Genomic DNA, 17,215 nt, shown 5'->3' with positions numbered 1-17,215 from the left:
CCGGAAAGGTCGTCCCGACCCCAGAGCAACCCCGAAGATCGTGTGACGCAGACGCACCAACGGCCTTCACATCTCATGCAGGACCCAGGGGCCACCTGCGCCGAAACCCTGGACGGATGCCGTTCGGCCCGCAGCCGGGTCCTCCGCTGACGCAGATGGTCCATGAACCCGGCACCGGCTCAAAGCCGTCCGTCGGCTCGTCGATGCCCCGAGCAGCGGCGGCGATGCGGACGCCAGTGCGTGCGACGGGAGCTGCGGCTTCTGCCCGAGCCCGTCGCGAGATCTCTGCGCAGGCAGGCCAACGCGTCCGGCAACAGCATCACCGGCAAGTCCAAGCAGACCGACGGCGGGTACCGACGCCGCGCCCCACCCCGGCACAGGACGGGAGTACGGTGAAGACATCGGGAGAATTGTCCCCGACGGCTCATGCGCCGTGGCGGCTCTCGATCGAGAACAGGGCCGGAGGCGATGATCAGTGATCATGAAACCTATGCCCGGCGAGAGGGCCCATGCCCAGCGCTGACGAGTCCTCCCAGAGCCCGATCGGAGCAATCGGAAGAATCACCGTGGGGATCCCTCCGGATGGCCCGGGTGAGGTCTTGGTTGCCGTGCGCGGAGGCTCGGAGACGTACGCGGCGTGGTCGCGTACCGACACCGCCCTCTCAAGAGACACACGGGTCATCGTCATTGACTCCATTTCTGCGCGCTCGGTGATCGTCGAGCCGCTGCCGTCCTGAACGGTCCTGCAAAGATCTTGAAAGGTGAGTTGCGTCCCGACGCTCGACGGGAGTTCCCTCATGTTGTTCTGGCAGGTCCCCGCACCTAATGAAGCCATGCTCATATCCGGTACGAAACGGCAGGCGCAGGCGACACAATTCCGTATCGTCACAGGTCACGGCAGTTTCGTGCTACCTGTGAAGCAGAAGGCCCGCATGCTGTCCCTGGCACTGCGGGAAGCGGAGATCGCGGAGGACTGCGTTACCCAGCAGGGCATCCGGCTGAGCGTCCGCGCGGTCTGCGTGTTCAAGGTCGGTGACGACGCGGTTTCGATCGCTAACGCAGCCCGCCGCTTCCTCTCCGAGCAAGAACGGATGGAGGAGCTCGTCGGCCGGATCTTCGCCGGACACCTCAGGTCCATCGTCGGCGGACTGACCGTCGAACAAATCATCCGGGAACGCAACCGGGTCGCCCAGGAGGTAATGGCCGGCAGTCACAGCGAGATGGAGAAACTCGGTATCGTCGTCGACGCGCTCCAGATCCAGGAGATCGAGGACACCACCGGATACATCAACAACCTCGCAGCTCCGCATGCCGCCGCAGTCGCCAGCCAGGCGCGAATCGCCCAGGCCAAGGCCGACCAGGAGGCGACCGAACGCGAACAGCAGGCGGCGGCCCTCAAGGCGGAGTACGAGCGAGACACCGCGATCAAGCGAGCCGGGTTCCTCGCCGAGACCGAGCAGTCCAACGCCCGCGCCGCCCAGGCCGGCCCGCTTGCTCAGGCCAGAGCGTCCCACGAGGTCATCGAAGAACAGACCGCGCTCGCCCAGCGCCAGGCCGAACTGGCAGCCCAGCGCCTCGAAGGAGAAGTCAGGCGCCCGGCGGACGCTGAGGCATACCGACAGCGCACCCTGGCCGAAGCCGCCCGGGACCGCGCCAAGTTCGAGGCTGACGGCAACGCCTACACCGAGCGGACTCTCGCACAGGCCCAGGCCGACGCGAACACCGCCCGCGCCCTCTCGCTGCGCGATGGAAACCAGGAGCTGCTCGCCGCCAACCGCGTGGTGGAGAACCTGCCGGCCCTCGCCGACGCCGCCGCCCGCGGTATGTCGAGCGCCACACTCACCGTCCTCAACGGCACCGAGGGCGTCAATCAGATCGCCGCGGGTGTGGTGGGCCAGGGCCTGGCCATCCTTGATGCGCTCCAGAACACAAAGAGCCCTGGCGTCAACGGAAAGAGGAGCTTGCGGATTCCCGGCCCGACCCCGTAGCAGCCGGCCCGCTTACTCCCCCGATCCGGCTGGATGCCTCGGCGTCCAATCGGTGAGAACGGGCCTTCGTGTCCTCGTGAGCCGGGCCAGGTTCTCCTCGGTGGACGGTCCCGGCGCCGGGCTGTCGCCGTCCCACGCCCGAGTGACGGAGGCCGAGCCAGAGCACGTTGGTGATCATGACACCAGGCAGGAGGCGCGGCCGACTCCTGAGCCACAGTGCGGACTGGCCATGCAGGAGGCTTTACCACCAGCGGCCGACAACGCATTCCGGGATGAACACGCCCACCACGTCGTGGGACCTCTCGCAGCGGATGTTCCGTACTGGCCGACCCGACGGAGCCTGCGGGCATGTCGGTGGCGAAGAACATGCGGAAGCCGTGCGGGGTGAAGTGGCGCCGGGCGAAGGCGCCGCTGGTCTCGGGGGTTTTTGAGGAAGCGGCAATGCACTGCCGCCGGGTGAGTGGTGTTGACGATGGCGCTGTGAGTGGGCGGGCACAGGCGGGGAGAGACAAGGGGCCACGCAGCACACTCGCCAGAGGAGCCCTAGATGAAGCGCACCGCGACGGCCACCGCCTGTGCCGCCGCCCTGTTCGCCGCCGCCCTGACCGGGTGCTCCGACAGTACGAGCGACACAGCGGAGGAGGCATACGGCTCCACCCCCAGCGCCTCGCCCTCGAAACCGGCCACCGTCGACACGAAGTCCGTGGACAAGCTCGGCGCCATCCTCACCGACGAGAAGGGCCGCACCCTCTATCTCTTCCTTGCCGACAAAAAGAACAAATCAAACTGCACGGGGGACTGCGCTAAAGCTTGGCCTCCGCTGCTCAGCAAGGGGGACGCCAAGGCCGGCAAGGGCGTGGCCCAGAAACTGCTCGACGTCACCAAGCGCTCCGGCGGCGACCAGCAGGTCACGTACAACGGCCATCCCTTGTACTACTACGCCGGCGATAAGAAGCCTGGCCAGACGAATGGCCAGGCCCTCGATCAGTTCGGCGCCGAGTGGTACGTCCTGGACGCCAAGGGCAAGCAGGTCGAGAGTTGAGTCGGTAGAGCGGCATGAGTTCGCAGCAAGGCGAAGCCGACCGCAACGCCTTCACAACCAGTGCCGTGCTCGTCGTGCTGCTGCCTATCGCGGTAGCTGTCGGGATCTACCTCTTCGGAGCCCACCACGCCCCGCGCTACAACAACGCACTCTTCGGGGAGCATGGCAACGCCGCAGTCGAACTCAAGGCCCAACTCAGCACCGCACTGCTCGGCCTCGCCCTCATTCAGCTCGGCCTCGCCCTGTGGATGTACGGCCGCGTGCCCGGTGCCCGCTCCGCGCCCCGACCGGTACGCCGGGGCCACCGCGCTCTCGGGTTCCTCACCTTCCTCTTCTCGCTGCCGATCGCCCACCACTGTCTTACTACCTACGGGATCGAGACGACGTCCCCGCGGGCCGCAATCCACTCCTTCGCCGGATGCGCCCTCTACGGTGCATCCGTGGCCAAAGTGATCGTCGTGCGCAGCAGGCGCATGCCAGGCTGGCTGCTCCCAGCGATGGGCGCCCTGCTTGTACTCGGCGTGGCCCTCCTCTGGTACACCGCCGCGCTGTGGGCCCTGAACGGAGACTCGGTACCAGGCTTCTCCTCCGTCTGAGGGCGCCGCTCCGGGCATCACGGTGGCGTTGGGCTGTCCTGTACTGGGCGCGGAGTCCGGAATGGACACTTCCCGCCACAGGGGCTTCGCGTCCGCGTGACAACGCTCTCCCGCGCCGTGGGCCGACAGTCTCTACATCGAGAGAGGGGGCTCGCCGTCCGAAGCCTCGGGAGTGGTGGGGCAGCAGGCGGAGGCCGGGGCGGGTGTTGCGATCCGCTGTGCGGGGACGGCGAGGCAACTCAGGTTCGACCGGTGCGGGGCATACCCATCGGGTGTTGGCGTAGTCCAGGATGAGCAGGCTGGCCACGAGACGGGCCCCCTACGCACGAGGGGTAATCCGGACCTCGTGTCTGTCGTGTCGGCGTATTCGCCCAGCGGCACCCTTCCAACCTTCCACCGGCGGTCGACCGAAGCCCCGCCGATGAGCGCTGATCAGGTGATGTGCGCGTCCAGGGGACCGCGCGTCACGGCCGCAGTCACACCCCGTGGGAGATGCTGGAACGGCTGCGCCCGGGCCGACCCTGTTTGGCGACAGCACGCCGAATCTCCCGGGCCGGCACCGTCACAACACCGGCCCGGGAGATTCGCATCACCCGCCCTGCCGGGAGATCAAACCGATGCCGACCGCATACACGGGCAGTCGCTGCGAAGTCCTTCGGGGGTTGACTCCGGAGCCTCTGTCGTGTGTGGCGGTCGGTCAGATCTCGGGTATGGCGAGGTAGAGGCTGCAGGCGCAGTCCAAGGCATCCTCGGGGCTGCCGGCGAAGCTGCCGGTGGGCAGGATTGCGTCTTCGTAGTCGTCGCTGCTGGCGAGGTAGAGGGCGAAGCCCCAGGTGCTGGCGCTACCAACGACGTAGCGCAGGCGCATCAGCTTGATGGTCTGTCCGTCGTGCCAGTTCGCCGTCGACATAGGCGAACTGGCCGCGCTGGCGGACGTCCAGGCAGGCAGAAGGCCGCCGACCGGCTGGCCGCGGCATTCCCCACCGCAGTCCTGGTGCACACCCCGGTCCACGCCTCCTGGCTGAACCAGGTGGAGATCTGCTTCTCCATGGTGCAGCGCAAGGTCGTCTCGCCCAAAGACTTCACCAACCTGACCCAGGTCAGGGACCGGCTTCGAGGCTTCGAAGGCCGCTACAACGCCACGGCACAGCCGTTCCAGTGGAGGTTCACCACCTCCTCCGACCTGGACGATCTGCTGGCCAGACTTGACCGGCGCACCACCGATCACCAGGAAGGATCCTCCGAGGGCTCTGCTGGAACAGGCCGCTGAACAAACCTGTGAGAGCCAGCAGTGACCTTCTGCGATTCTGCTTGCCATGTCTGCACGAAATCGAAGACTGCCCCGCCACCGTGCGTGGCCTCTGACCACAACCGACATCAACGAGAGTCTCGGTTCCCGCATGAGCCGCGTCACGGACCTGGAGTTCCTCACCGGGCACGACAGCGGGACCATCGTCCTGGGAGCTGAATGGGTCGCTCCGAACCCCCGTAACTACGGCCGCGGCATCCACCCGGACATGGTCGGCTTCCGCATAAACGTCCACCCAGTCGATGCCAGTGAACGTGCTGCGGTCCGCGCTGTTCTACGAGCGCATGCCCTCCCACAGCTCCATGAATGGATCACGCAGGCGATCGCTGCCGACGAGTCCTGGCAACTGACCCCTCACCAGCACTACTGGCGGCTCACCGACGGCCACCTCACCCAACACGAGGAAGCGTGAATCGAGTCCACGGGATGCGCACGCCCCCACAGCAGCGTGGTCGCACACGCGGGTTCGCAATGAACACAAGGCGCCGCACACGGGAATCAGGACACCCAACACTCGGGTTCCAGCCGAGCGTACAGCGGAACCGCGGCCGGTCCGGCCTGGCCGCTTGGCCTGGGGGTGTCGCTTGTCGACCATCATGTACACGCCGCCTACCGCCCTTTTTGTCGGCTTCGAGGGGAGGATGGATTACGTCGCTGCGACCATCCCGCGAAGAAGGCAACGCCCCATGAACGGAACGACCCTGCACAAGACCGCCGCCAACTGCGCCGAGGAGCTTCCCGGCGCCCTGCTGGAGCATCCCTTCGGCGACGACTGGGAGGTCTTCAAGGTGCGCGGCAAGGTGTTCATGTTGATGACCGAGGTACCGGGGCGCCCCGTCGTGATCCTCAAGGCGGACCCCGGTGAGGCCCACGCCCTGCGGGAGCAGTACAGCCACATCACCCCCGGCTATCACATGAACAGGAAGCACTGGATTCCGCTGGAAGCCAGGGAAGGCGTCGACAAGGAGCTGGTCAGGGAACTCGTCACCGACTCATACCGGCTCGTCGTCGCCCACTTGCCCAAGGCCGAGCAGCCCGTCGACCCGCACACCTACGGCAGTCGCATGCGGGCATCCCGATGAGCGCGGCCGGCGACCGACTCCAGGACGCCGCCCGCCACGTGGCCCTCGCACTGCCCGGGACGGACCACGGTTACCCGTTCACCAAGCACCTGGACGTGTACAAGGTCGCGGGCAAGGTGTTCCTGATCGTCACCGACGACCCGGACGAGCAGATCATCACGGTCAAGTGCGAACCCGAACACGCCCGCGCGCAAGTACAGGCCCACGCGTCGATCACACCGGGCCGCTACCTCGACAAACGGCACTGGATCTCGCTCGGACCGGGCCCCGGCATCACCAAGCGGCTAATCACCGACGCGGTCGAGGATTCCTACGACCTGGCCGTCGAGCGGCTGCCCGGGCGCGACCGCCCCCGTACCCGATGAGCGTCGCGAGCGCGCCCACAAGCCGTTGAGCCCGCGCCTGTCAGTCCCCCGTGCGCGGCTCGCCACGCCCGCACACCTCCGCCTGCGATCCGAGCGACCGATGGAATCGATCCTGCCGCTCTTCGACGAGGAGCCCGCCCGGCCACTCGCCGACCGCCTGCGTCCCACCCAACTGGAAGACGTCGTCGGGCAGGACCACCTCCTGGCCCGTCGGCGATCGCCCCATAACCGGTGTCCGCGACCAGCACCGCGGGCCGCAGCCCGACCGCGGCCAGTTCATGAGCATGTCCCGCGAGCTGCCACTTCGGCCGGTGATGCCGAGCTGCACAAGGCGGCCTGCACCCAATTGCGGTAGCGAATTCTGTGGTGGCTGGGCGGCCTCCTATTCGCCATGCGTACCGACCAGCGGCAACTGCTCCGTCGGACAGCGTCGCGGCATCTCCGGTACCGAGAGCTGAACGAGCGAGCGTCTACTGCGGGACACCAGAGCCGCCAGGACCCGGGCGGGACGAGCCGCTGCACGGCCGCATAACTCCCGCGCCACCTCGGATATCTGGCCCGTCAGTCGTACCGTTCGATGCTGATGGCGTTCCAGCAGTCTGGGAATCTGCTCGCGAAAGGTCTGGCGCGGGCACCACACAACCTGGCACACCAGCCGCCGTACGCACACCCGGACATGGACCCGGCGGCCATCCACCGGCAGGTCCGCCACCGTTCGACGGCGATACGCATGCACCTTCGCCGTCGGTGTCCCACACAGCGCGCAGGACACCGGAGCGCCGCGGATCCGGCGCCGCATCAACGTCATCGGACACCTCCTCGACGACCACCGCAGCAAGCCCCGAAAACACCGTCGATACCAGCAAGTTGACATCTCGCATACAACGAAAGCGATCACGACTGCATACCGTCACCAGCCTGGCAGAAGCTGACAGATCACCGCGGCGGAACGCTGCAGCGATCAACGCCTACGAGGTTCTTGGAAGAGCCAGAACCGAGACACTCCCCTCGGGCTGGGCCGGCCGGCGAACGGCGTCGGTCCCGGAGCGGCGCTCGGCCTCGGTTCGTCCGCCCCAGACGCCGAATCTCTGATCGGATGTCACGGCGAAGAGGCGGCAGGGATCGCTTACGGGACACCGCCGGCAGATGGCGCGTGCCGCCTCCTCACGTCGACGGCGTGCATGGCCCCGCTCGCCGGTCGGCGAGTAGAAGACTGAGCTGTCCAAACCACGGCATGCGGCGTCGGCCTGCCATTCCCATACCCGCAGGAGCGGCTTGGTCTGCGGCTTGGACTGTCCCTTCATCGGATGCTCCTTCCATGTACCTGCGGGACTGATGAGGGAGGGGCAGTTCCAGGACCTGACGCGGAACGCGCTTCCCTGGTCCGCGGCTTCAGCGCGGCGAGCTGTTCCTCGAAGGGCAGCACGGCGGGGCTCTCACCGGCCGGCCGACTGACCGTGGACGAACCGGTCATCAATTCCGCCAGTTCGCCCGCGGCCCGTTCGATCCGGCCGTCGAGCCCTTCGGCGCCCCAGTCCTCTGAGGCTGCGTAGACCCCGGTCGGAACGACGACCGCCTTGAGGTAGGCGAAGAGCGGGCGCAGCCCGTGGTCCAGGACCAGGGAGTGCCGGGCGGTGCCGCCGGTCGCGGCGATCAGCACCGGCTTCCCGGCCAGGGCGCCCTCGTCGTGCACGCTCAGCGCGTCGAAGAACGACTTGAACAGCCCGCTGTACGACGCCGAGAAGACCGACGTGACGACGATCATTCCGTCGGCCGCCGCCACCGCGTCGAAGGCGGCGGCCAGCGCCCGCCCCGGGAACCCGTTGGTGAAGTTGTGCGCGATCTCCACGGCGAGGTCTCGCAGCTCGACCACGGTCACGTCCGCTGAGGTCCGCCCGGCAGCCCCGGCGGCCAGCCGGTCGCCGAGCAGCCGGGTGGAGGACGGGACGCTCAGTCCTGCCGAGACGACGACGAGCCTCATGCGCGGACTCCTGCCTTCGCGGTGGCCAGCTGGGACGTGTGAGTCGGCGCGTCCGGCACGTTCGCCGGACGATCCTTCGCGAACTCCTTGCGCAGCACAGGCACGACCTCCTCGCCGAGCAGGTCCAGCTGCTCCAGGACGGTCTTCAAGGGCAGCCCGGCGTGGTCCATCAGGAACAGCTGACGCTGGTAGTCACCGGCGTACTCACGAAACGACAGCGTCTTCTCGATCACTTGCTGCGGCGAGCCCACCGTGAGCGGCGTCTGCTCGGTGAACTCCTCCAGCGACGGGCCGTGCCCGTAGACCGGCGCCGCATCGAAGTACGGCCGGAACTCACGCACCGCCTCCTGCGAGTTCTTTCGCATGAACACCTGCCCGCCCAGGCCGACGATCGCCTGCTCGGGCGTGCCGTGCCCGTAGTGGGCGTAGCGGTTCCGGTAGAGCTCGACCATCCGCCTGGTGTGGTCGGCCGGCCAGAAGATGTTGTTGTGGAAGAAGCCGTCGCCGTAGTACGCGGCCTGCTCGGCGATTTCCGGGGAGCGGATCGAGCCGTGCCAGACAAACGGCGCGACGTCGTCCAACGGGCGGGGCGTGGAAGTGAAGCTCTGGAGCGGTGTGCGGAACTTGCCCTCCCAGCTCACGACGTCCTCGTGCCACAGGCGGTGGAGCAGGGCGTAGTTCTCGATGGCGAGGTTGATGCCCTCGCGGATGTCCTTGCCGAACCACGGGTACACCGGCCCGGTGTTGCCGCGCCCCATCATCAGGTCCACCCGGCCGTCGGCCAGGTGCTGGAGCATCGCGAAGTCCTCGGCGATCTTCACCGGGTCGTTGGTGGTGATGAGAGTGGTGGAGGTGGACAGGATCAGCCGCTCGGTGCGCGCCGCGATGTAGCCGAGCATCGTGGTCGGCGACGAGGGCACGAACGGTGTGTTGTGGTGCTCGCCGGTCGCGAAGACGTCGAGCCCGACCTCCTCGGCCTTCAGCGCGATAGCGACCATGGCCTTGATGCGCTCACGCTCGGTCTGCGTGCGGCCCGTGGTCGGGTCAGGGGTGACATCACCGATGGTGAAGATGCCGAACTGTGTGGAAGTCGTTTCGCTCTTCTGGGTCACGCGGAATTCCTCTCGGGTACATACGGGTTGAGTGGACGGCTGTAGTGCTGTGCACGTCCTGGGCGCCCGTCACGGTGGACCGGGGCCGTCGTCTCCGTCATCCGCTTGTGCCTGTGAGCTCACTGATGGCGCGGTCGAGGTCCACGTGGTGGCTTTCCGCTCCGTCGGGCACCAGCACGAAGGTCCGGCGAAGGAACGTGGCAACCTCCGAAGCCGCCATCTCGACCAACGCTGTGCCGGAGCGGTTCCTCAAGACGACACGTAGAGAGTCCGGATGGGGGTGGTGCCACGGCATGACCACCACGTCACCGGACCCGGTCGGCCGGTGCAGCCCCTCGGCCAGCAGCTCGCGAGCGAAGACCCAGTCGACGGGTCTTTCCATCGGCACGCCGATGGAAAGGCGGATGGCATAAGGGTCCGCCATGTCGTAGTGCAGGTCCGCGGACAGCGGAGCGGACAGCCCCTTCAGATCGCTGACGTACGTCGCCACTGGGCACGTGACCGTGCTGAGACGCTGAATCATGGTTGCCCCAAAGAACGATTGCAGAAGCGGTTTTCTACGCCCGACCATAAATTCCGGTGGCCGCTACGGGTTGCCGAGGAACGCACGGAGTATTGCCCGTGAAAGAACTACGGTCGGCCTCACGTCTCCGTGAATGCCACCGCCCCACCGGCAGCCCTTTTGGCAACGCCGCAGTGCCGTGACGGCAGGAATCCGGCGGGGATTCGCCACGCTGCCCGAGCAGACCGTTGCCGAGCGGGACGTCGACCGTCCGACCCGCGCAGGAGTGCGCCGCACGTACGGGTCGTGGGCGACGCCCTGAACCCCGTCGCCGACCTTGCGCCTCGCCCGACGACGGGCCGATGCCCCCTTCGCCCGCCCCGCGACGGAAAGTCCTGCACCAGCGGCTCGGTCAGCAGAAGACAGCAGCCGTACAACACCGCGCCGCCACGCTGCCCGGCTTCTCGCCCCGACGCAGGTCGCCATCCGTGGGCCAGAAGTGTCCGGTCCGTTTCCGCACAGCCGTCCGTGTCGGCCATATGCGACTACCAACGGTCATAAATCGGACACCACGGGACGGGTGGGGTGCCGCACCTCACACTGTCGAAAATTTGGAGTCTCGGATTCACGCCTTGTAGAAAGAAGATCCAAGGAAGGATCACCATGACAGAACGGCTGCAACGGGCTCGGGTGGGGAGCGACGCACTGCAGAAACTCGTGGAGGAGCTGGCCGAGAGGCTGCAGCGTTCCGTGGTCCTCGACGACCCGCTCGTCAGGTTCATCTGCTCCAGCAGGCACTTCGAGGACGCGGACCCGGTACGCATCCGCAGCCTGTTGCAGGGCCTCGCGGACAGCGAGATCATCCGGTACGTACTCGACCAGGGTGTTGCCCAGTGGGCGAAGCCGGGGTACATCGAAGGCCGAGACGACCTGGGACTTCTTCCGCGCTACTGCGTGCCGCTGCGAGAACGCGGGCACCTTCTCGGCCTGCTCATGGTCGTCTCCGCCGACAGGAACCTGACAGTGGACGAGACGGCCGCCATCGCCAGGTCGGCCCAGGGCATCGCAGCCCAGATGTACTCGGAACATGTGGCCGAACAGGCCGAGGAGAGCGGCGCGCAGGAACTGCCCTGGGCCCTGCTCGACACGAGCCCCACCGCGCGCCGTGCTGCCCAGCAGCAGATCCTGGACACCGGCGTGCTCCCGAACGCCCCGCACGCCGTGGTCAGCGTCGTGCAGGTGGCTCGTTCCCACGAGCCACCCGGGCAGGTCGAGATTGCGCTGCGTGCTGCGCTGGAGAGGTTCCGCCGCACGCGGTGGGCGCACGGCGCAGTCGCGGTCACCACCGACAGCGCGGTCCTGCTCCAGCTGAGCAAGCAGCCGCCGGATCCGCAGGAACTGAAAGAGCAGTCCCGTCGGATCGTCGAAGCCCTCGACACCTTCCTGGACGCCGCCGCCGCTCCCGTGCTCGGGATCGGAGGGCGTCAGACCGGCGTGGCCGAAGCGTGGGTCTCCTACGAGCAGGCACTCGTGGCAGCGCGCGCGGCCCGACGGATGCCCCACTTCGAGCGCGTCGGCGAATGGGAGGAACTGGGGGAGTTCGCGGTCCTCCTTCAGCTTCCGGATCACGCCCTCAACGCATCCCTGCTGCCGAAGCCGCTGCGGGCCCTGCTCGCGGCCGCCGGAGGACAGGGACATCGTCTGGAGGAGACCCTGCAGTCCTTCCTGGAGCACGCCGGCTCGGTTCCGAGGACCGCGGAAGCACTGCATATCCACCGCACCTCGTTGTACTACCGGCTGCGGCAGATCCAGGAGATCACCGGGCTGGACCTGGACAGCGGCGCGGACCGACTGGTCCTGCACCTTGGCCTGCGCATCCGGGCACTGCTGCAGCCGGACGGGCACGCCACCGCCGGCTGAACGGACCGACCGCCTCCCCCTGCCCCGCCTGTCGGGTCCGCTGCTACGAAGTGACGTGGTTTTCCTCGACCGATCCCTACGGAGCGCGGTGGTGGCGACGGACCTGATCGAACGACAATAGGTTCAGGCACGAGCCGACGACGACGTCGGCCGGCCGTCGCGTGGGTTGCCGACACAGCGGAGCAAGATGCGCCGTGAAGGCTTGGCATGAGAATGAGGCGGGGACCATGGGCGAGTTGACGACGAACGACCGCGTTCGGCTGACCTACCGGGACAGCGGGGGTGAGGGCGTTCCCCTGGTCATGCTGCACGGCTGGGGACAGACCCAGGAGATGTTCCGGCATCAGATGGACGGTCTCGCTCCGGCCCGCCGCGTCATCACACTGGACCTCAGGGGCCACGGACTCTCGGAGAAACCGCGGCACGGCTACCGCATCGCCCGGCTCGCCCATGACGTCCTCGACCTCGTCGATCACCTGGACCTCGATCGCTTCGACGCGCTCGGCTGGTCAATGGGTGCCTCGGTGTGGTGGAGCTTCATCGACCAGTACGGCAGCGGCCGGATCCGCCGGTTCGTCGCTGTGGACCAGCCCGCGGCCGTGGCGGCCGTTCCCTGGCTGACCCCCGAGGAGCAGCGGGACTCCGGCGCTATCTTCGATGTGGCCGAACTGCTGGAACTCGGCGCCGCACTGGCCGGCCCGGACGGCGGGCGGGTGCGTGACGACTTCGTACGCGGCATGTTCTCCGGTGACCCCGACCGCGACCTCATCGCGTTCGTCGTGGAACAGATCAAGTCGACCCCGTCCTACGCCGGGGTGCCCCTGCTCTACGACCACTGCGCGCAGGACTGGCGCGACGTCCTTCCCCGAGTGGACGTACCGACCCTGGTGATCGGCTGCGAGGGAAGCCATGTGAGTCCAGCCTCACAACAGTTCATCGCCGGCCTCATCCCTGGCGCGCGTCTCCATGTCTTCCCGGCCAGTGTGGCGAACTCCCACTTCCCCTTCCTCGAAAACCCGCCTGCCTTCAACGCGGTGGTAGACACCTTCCTTTCAGCAGTGGCGGACGAGGCCCCTTCCGTCGCGATCATGTAAATCCCGCGCAATGTGCGGGCACTTCACATCACTTTGACGAACAACGGCACGACTGGAGCCCACAGTGACCAGGTCGGTCATTTCAAACATGCCCGAAAACACAGAACAGCACAGTACGGAAATATTGCGAGACGCGGATTCCGGGCACTGCAGAACGCTTCCCTGGGCATCGCGGAAAGGAGGTGACGCATGCCTGTATCTGGGACTCAAATGCCCCCCGACGGAGACGTCTTCGAATAGAGAAGCTCAGCCCTCGCCGGCGGCCGGGGACCTTGTTTTCCTCGATGCTCTGCACCCCCAGCACCTGATACGCGGCAATGAGTTCGTGTTCTTCCGCATCCCCTGCTCCTATTTGGGGATCGCGCAGGCCGAGGTACGGCACCTGACGGGCCTCCGGGTCAGCGGAGCCGGTGGCGTCGCGGCACTGGTGTCGAAGTTCCTGGCCGCACTGATCGGCGAGGACGGGCTGTGGAACTCGACGAACGGCAAGCGGCTCGCCCTCAACGCCGTGGACGTCATCGCACTGCTCGTTGCCGAACTCCTCGCGCCCTACCGGTCCGATTCCCCCGAGAACGGCAGCGAGATGCTGGCCCGCATACGGTCGTACATCGAAGAGAACCTGATGGACCCAGACCTGTCGCCGGAGTCGATCGCGCGCGCCCACCACATATCCGTCCGCTACCTGCACAAACTGTTCCAGGGCGAGGGTACGACGGTGAGTACGCATGTACGGCAGCGCAGGCTCGCCGCCTGCCGACTCGACCTCGGTCGGCTGTCGAACCGCAGGCGCTCCGTGGCCGCGGTCGCGCAGAGCTGGGGCTTCGCCAGCCCCTCCCACTTCAGCCGTCTCTTCCGCCAGACCTACGGCGAGTCGCCCAGCGCATGGCAGGTCTCGGCTTCCGTCCAGGGACGGAATCTCTGACACCTGAGCCCGGTGCCGCCGAGGGGCCGACGAGCCGCTGATCGACGAGGAGTGGATCACTGTGCCGGGTGGTCCGACAGGCAGTGTCCTCGCGCGCATCGTGCGCCCCGCCGGCATGGAAGGGCCCCTGCCCGTCATCTTCTGCATCCACGGCGCGGGCTGGGTGTTCGGCAACGCCCACACCCACGACCGCCTCGTACAGGAACTCGCCGTCGGCGCGAACGCCGCCGTGGTCCACCCCGAGTACGACCTCTCCGCAAAGGGCTACTTCCTGCGCCGCGACGGCATGCGGACGTCCCTCCGCCTTGCGATGCACCGCATCTGACGACGCGCGCTGATCCACCAGGGATTACGGGACGGCCCTCAGGCCAAGACACCCGCGCCGCCGAGACAGCAATCACTCCGGTCATCGACACCCTGCACACCGCACTGAACACGGTGTGAGAAGAAAGAGTCCTCACATGTCTCCTGCTACTCCCACGGTCGTCCTCGTGCACGGCGCCTTCGCCGACGCCGCGGGCTGGCTCGGCGTCATCGACGAACTCCAGCGCGACGGCATCGCCGTTCTCGCGGTGGCCAACCCACTGCGCGGCCTGACCTGCGACGCCGCCTACCTGGCCTCTCTGGTCTCCCAGATCGACGGTCCGGTCATCCTGGTCGGCCACTCCTACGGTGGTGCGCTGATCACCGTGGCGGGCACTGCGGACAACGTCGTCGGACTCGTCTACGTCGCCGCCTATGCCCTCGAAGAGGGCGAAAGCCTCAGCGAGTTGCAGGACCGCTTTCCCGCTTCTCCGCTCGTCGGCAGCCTGAAGCAGTGGACCTATCCGGGCGACGGAGGGAAGACCGCCACCGAGGTCAGCATCGACCCGGAGGCATTCCCTTCAGTCTTCGCCGCCGACGTCTCCCCGTCCATCGCCAGGGTGCTGGCGGCTTCGCAACGTCCTCTGGCTGCCTCGACGTTCACCGAGGCGGCCTCTGCAGCGGCCTGGCGGACGAAACCTTGCTGGGCCCTCGTGGCCGGCGCGGACCAGGCGATCAACCCCGAGATCGAGCGCTTCGGAGCCAAGCGGACCGGTGCGACAACCGTAGAACTGGAAGGCGCTTCCCACGCGGTCGTCGTCTCCCGGCCGACGGCGGTGGCGGACCTGATCCGCGACGCCGTCCGCGCGACGAGTTGATGCCGTAGCCGCGTGACGTGGAAGTGCGAGGCAGGATCTTCCGCCTTGCAGCGGTTGACCGCACGCCTCGCCCGGTGGGCGGCGTACCACTGTTCGCCTGGCTCGGCTCCCTCCAGTTGCCGGGGATCGCCAGCAGGGCCACATCCCACAGCGACTCTTCTTCCACCACTCTCCGGTCGGCCGACGGCGGCGGCCCAACGGTCCGGTTGTAGGCGCTGATGGACCATCCGGGGCATGAGCGCATCGCTCTGATCGGCCACGACCGAGGGGCATGCGTCGGCACCTGGTTCGCCAAGGACCAGGCAGACCGCATCCACCGTTTCGTGGCCATGGACACCATCCCCACCCGGGTCATCGCCGATACCTACGATGTGAACCTCGCCCGGCAGGGGTACTGGTTCTTCACCTTCCTCGGCGTGCCCGACCTTCCCGAGGCCCTGATCGCCGGCCGTGAGGACATCTGGCTCAGCACTTCTACCGGAGTTGGTCGTACAACCCGGACATGCGCACTCCCGAGGGACAGCCGTCTACGTACGCGCCTACCAACGGCCGGGTGCGGTGCGGGGGTCCTGCAGGACTTCCGTGCCGCACCCCAGGACGTCGCCCGGGACCGCGAGGACGCCGGCCATCTCATCGACTGCCCCGTACTGACCATGTGGGGAGAGGACTTCAGCACCGTCGGACAGGCATACGACGTCCTGGACGCCTGGAAGGGGCCGGCGCGGACGTCCCGGGTATCCGGATTCCTCAGTGCGGTCGCCACTGCCGGGAGAAACGCCCGACGTCGTCGACGCCGACCTCCTGGCACCGGATGTGGCTGTCTGCTCCCGCCATTTCTGCCTGTGGTTCTGCCTGGAGACCGACGCGCTCCCCTGGTTGGCTGTGTTTGCGGGCGGGAACCCAGACCTCGCCGAAGCAGGCCGGTTGCGCTCTCCAGCGAAGTTGCTGCCCGTACAACGAGCCGCCCGTTCCTGCCGGACACCGGCCCCGCCTTCCGGGGAGGTCCAGCCGTCCGTTGCAGCCCCTGAGTCACTTTCCTGAAAGAGGAGCAAATTGAGCTCGGTGTTGACGACCACCTCGGTGCCGGACCAGGACAGGGTCGCCTACTGGAACGATGCGGTGAACAGGACGCTGGTGCCGGTGGCCGTGACCCCGCACGGCGACGGCCTCTTCGACGCCCGGATCGTCACCAACCGACTCGGGTATCTCCAGGTCTCCACCATGGAGGCCGACGCGGAGCGCGTCAGCCGCACTCCGGCACTGATCGCCCGCTCGTCCGAGGCGCTGGTGGCCGTCGGTGTCCAGATATCGGGCACGGCCACCTTCATCCAGGACGGCCGGCGGGCCGAGGTGGGTGAGGGAGACCTCGTGGTGTGCGACAGGAGCCGACCGTACTCCTTCGACTATCCGCAGCGGTTCGCCACCCACGTCTTCCAACTGCCCCGCCGCATGCTGGGCGTGCCGGACAGCGACATCCGGCAGGTCACCGGTCATGCCATCGGCACCAGGAACGGCTTCGGCGCGGTACTGCTCCCGTTCCTGGCCTCCCTGGCCGCCTCGCCGGACGCCTACCCGCCGGCCGTCGCGGACCGGTTGGCCGGCAATGTCGTCGACCTGTTCGCCACCCTGATCACCGAGCGGGCCCACCCGAGCGGCACGGACGCCGAGGACACCGCCCGCAGCCACCTGCTCCTACGCGTCCGCGACCACATCAACCGGAACCTGAGCGACCCGGACCTGTCGCCGGAGAGCATCGCCCGGGCGCACCGGATCTCCATCCGGTACCTCCACCGTCTGTTCGAAGGCGAGGGGACCACCGTCGGTCGGCTCATCCAGAAACGGCGCCTGGAGGAGTGCGGCCGCGAACTGGCCCGCCGCGGCAGGGCAGCCCCCACCGTGTCCGCCGTTGCCCAGCGGTGGGGCTTCGTCAACCCCGCCCACTTCAGCCGGGCCTTCCGCGCCGCTTACGGCGTCTCCCCCCGTGAATGGCGGAACCTGCGCACCCTCCAGGACGACGTCGCGCTGTCTCCCGTGGGCAGGCCTGTGCCATCGTCCACGGTGGCCGACCGACCGGGGGCTGACCTTGCACCCTCCAGGGGGTAGGGTGCCCGCTCGGAGCCG

At 67.4% G+C, this 17,215-nt stretch carries 19 protein-coding genes and 1 pseudogene; 13 read left to right on the top strand and 7 right to left on the bottom strand.

Annotated elements, in window-relative coordinates:
* Positions 1-797 precede the first annotated feature (797 nt).
* From SH922_RS33860 to SH922_RS33850, 3 genes are all read left to right on the top strand, one after another.
* Positions 798-1,988 carry an SPFH domain-containing protein gene (locus SH922_RS33860; RefSeq protein WP_393062372.1) on the top strand — a complete coding sequence of 397 codons (1,191 nt, stop codon included), beginning with the start codon at positions 798-800 and terminating at the stop codon, positions 1,986-1,988.
* Positions 1,989-2,535: 547 nt separating this feature from the next.
* A complete protein-coding gene (locus tag SH922_RS33855; RefSeq protein ID WP_393062371.1) occupies positions 2,536-3,030 on the top strand; it encodes a hypothetical protein in 495 nt (164 codons plus the stop codon).
* Between the two features lie 14 nt (positions 3,031-3,044).
* Entirely contained in the window at positions 3,045-3,626 is a 582-nt protein-coding gene (locus tag SH922_RS33850) for a DUF6529 family protein (RefSeq protein WP_393062370.1), read from the top strand.
* 697 nt (positions 3,627-4,323) lie between these two features.
* On the opposite strand, the gene SH922_RS33845 is transcribed toward SH922_RS33850, so the two are convergent.
* Positions 4,324-4,536: a hypothetical protein gene (locus SH922_RS33845; protein WP_393062369.1), complete on the bottom strand. Its 213-nt coding sequence runs from the start codon at positions 4,534-4,536 to the stop codon at positions 4,324-4,326.
* Between the two features lie 84 nt (positions 4,537-4,620).
* Here SH922_RS33845 and SH922_RS33840 point away from each other — a divergent pair, with 84 nt between their 5' ends.
* The 4 genes from SH922_RS33840 (at position 4,621) to SH922_RS33825 (ending at position 6,382) form a co-directional block, all read left to right on the top strand.
* Positions 4,621-4,896, top strand: coding sequence for a hypothetical protein (locus SH922_RS33840; RefSeq protein ID WP_393062368.1), 276 nt, complete (start codon positions 4,621-4,623; stop codon positions 4,894-4,896).
* Between the two features lie 130 nt (positions 4,897-5,026).
* Entirely contained in the window at positions 5,027-5,347 is a 321-nt protein-coding gene (locus SH922_RS33835) for a hypothetical protein (RefSeq protein WP_393062367.1), read from the top strand.
* 274 nt (positions 5,348-5,621) lie between these two features.
* A complete protein-coding gene (locus SH922_RS33830; RefSeq protein ID WP_393062366.1) occupies positions 5,622-6,017 on the top strand; it encodes an MmcQ/YjbR family DNA-binding protein in 396 nt (131 codons plus the stop codon).
* Positions 6,014-6,382 carry an MmcQ/YjbR family DNA-binding protein gene (locus SH922_RS33825; protein WP_393062365.1) on the top strand — a complete coding sequence of 123 codons (369 nt, stop codon included), beginning with the start codon at positions 6,014-6,016 and terminating at the stop codon, positions 6,380-6,382. The genes SH922_RS33830 and SH922_RS33825 overlap by 4 nt, the downstream gene beginning before the upstream one ends.
* A 40-nt stretch (positions 6,383-6,422) precedes the next feature.
* Here the strand turns inward: SH922_RS33825 and SH922_RS33820 are convergent, their stop codons facing one another.
* The 6 genes from SH922_RS33820 to SH922_RS33795 all read right to left on the bottom strand — a co-directional run bounded on the left by SH922_RS33820 (position 6,423) and on the right by SH922_RS33795 (position 9,965).
* A complete protein-coding gene (locus SH922_RS33820) occupies positions 6,423-6,608 on the bottom strand; it encodes a hypothetical protein (RefSeq protein ID WP_393062364.1) in 186 nt (61 codons plus the stop codon).
* A gap of 156 nt (positions 6,609-6,764) precedes the next feature.
* Entirely contained in the window at positions 6,765-7,181 is a 417-nt protein-coding gene (locus SH922_RS33815; RefSeq protein WP_393063759.1) for a transposase family protein, read from the bottom strand.
* Positions 7,182-7,350: 169 nt separating this feature from the next.
* A complete protein-coding gene (locus SH922_RS33810; protein WP_393062363.1) occupies positions 7,351-7,686 on the bottom strand; it encodes a WhiB family transcriptional regulator in 336 nt (111 codons plus the stop codon).
* Positions 7,683-8,363 carry a CE1759 family FMN reductase gene (locus SH922_RS33805; protein ID WP_393062362.1) on the bottom strand — a complete coding sequence of 227 codons (681 nt, stop codon included), beginning with the start codon at positions 8,361-8,363 and terminating at the stop codon, positions 7,683-7,685. The genes SH922_RS33810 and SH922_RS33805 overlap by 4 nt, the downstream gene beginning before the upstream one ends.
* Positions 8,360-9,475 (bottom strand): LLM class flavin-dependent oxidoreductase, encoded by a 1,116-nt coding sequence (locus SH922_RS33800; RefSeq protein WP_393062361.1) that lies wholly within the window; start codon positions 9,473-9,475, stop codon positions 8,360-8,362. The genes SH922_RS33805 and SH922_RS33800 overlap by 4 nt, the downstream gene beginning before the upstream one ends.
* Positions 9,476-9,572: 97 nt before the next feature.
* On the bottom strand, positions 9,573-9,965 hold the full coding sequence (locus SH922_RS33795) for an SsgA family sporulation/cell division regulator (RefSeq protein WP_393062360.1): 393 nt from the start codon (positions 9,963-9,965) through the stop codon (positions 9,573-9,575).
* Positions 9,966-10,640: 675 nt separating this feature from the next.
* Between SH922_RS33795 and SH922_RS33790 the strand changes: the two genes are divergently transcribed.
* The 6 genes and pseudogenes from SH922_RS33790 (at position 10,641) to SH922_RS33765 (ending at position 17,197) form a co-directional block, all read left to right on the top strand.
* The gene (locus SH922_RS33790) at positions 10,641-11,897 is read left to right on the top strand and encodes a PucR family transcriptional regulator (RefSeq protein WP_393062359.1); all 1,257 of its coding nucleotides are present in this window, start codon (positions 10,641-10,643) and stop codon (positions 11,895-11,897) included.
* 227 nt (positions 11,898-12,124) lie between these two features.
* Positions 12,125-12,991, top strand: coding sequence for an alpha/beta fold hydrolase (locus SH922_RS33785; RefSeq protein WP_393062358.1), 867 nt, complete (start codon positions 12,125-12,127; stop codon positions 12,989-12,991).
* A gap of 325 nt (positions 12,992-13,316) precedes the next feature.
* A complete protein-coding gene (locus SH922_RS33780) occupies positions 13,317-13,913 on the top strand; it encodes a helix-turn-helix transcriptional regulator (protein ID WP_393062357.1) in 597 nt (198 codons plus the stop codon).
* Positions 13,874-14,184, top strand: a pseudogene (locus tag SH922_RS33775) (alpha/beta hydrolase); the annotation flags it as partial. The gene SH922_RS33780 and the pseudogene SH922_RS33775, both read left to right, overlap by 40 nt.
* 190 nt (positions 14,185-14,374) lie before the next feature.
* Positions 14,375-15,094 (top strand): alpha/beta fold hydrolase, encoded by a 720-nt coding sequence (locus SH922_RS33770; RefSeq protein WP_393062356.1) that lies wholly within the window; start codon positions 14,375-14,377, stop codon positions 15,092-15,094.
* 1,062 nt (positions 15,095-16,156) lie between these two features.
* Positions 16,157-17,197 (top strand): helix-turn-helix domain-containing protein, encoded by a 1,041-nt coding sequence (locus SH922_RS33765; RefSeq protein ID WP_393062355.1) that lies wholly within the window; start codon positions 16,157-16,159, stop codon positions 17,195-17,197.
* The last annotated feature ends 18 nt before the right edge of the window (positions 17,198-17,215 follow it).

Source organism: Streptomyces sp. LN549 (assembly GCF_043203805.1).
In the GTDB taxonomy this organism is placed as follows: Bacteria; Actinomycetota; Actinomycetes; order Streptomycetales; family Streptomycetaceae; genus Streptomyces.
The sequence above is the reverse complement of the archived record's forward strand: the minus strand, read 5'-3'. Positions and strand labels throughout refer to the sequence as shown.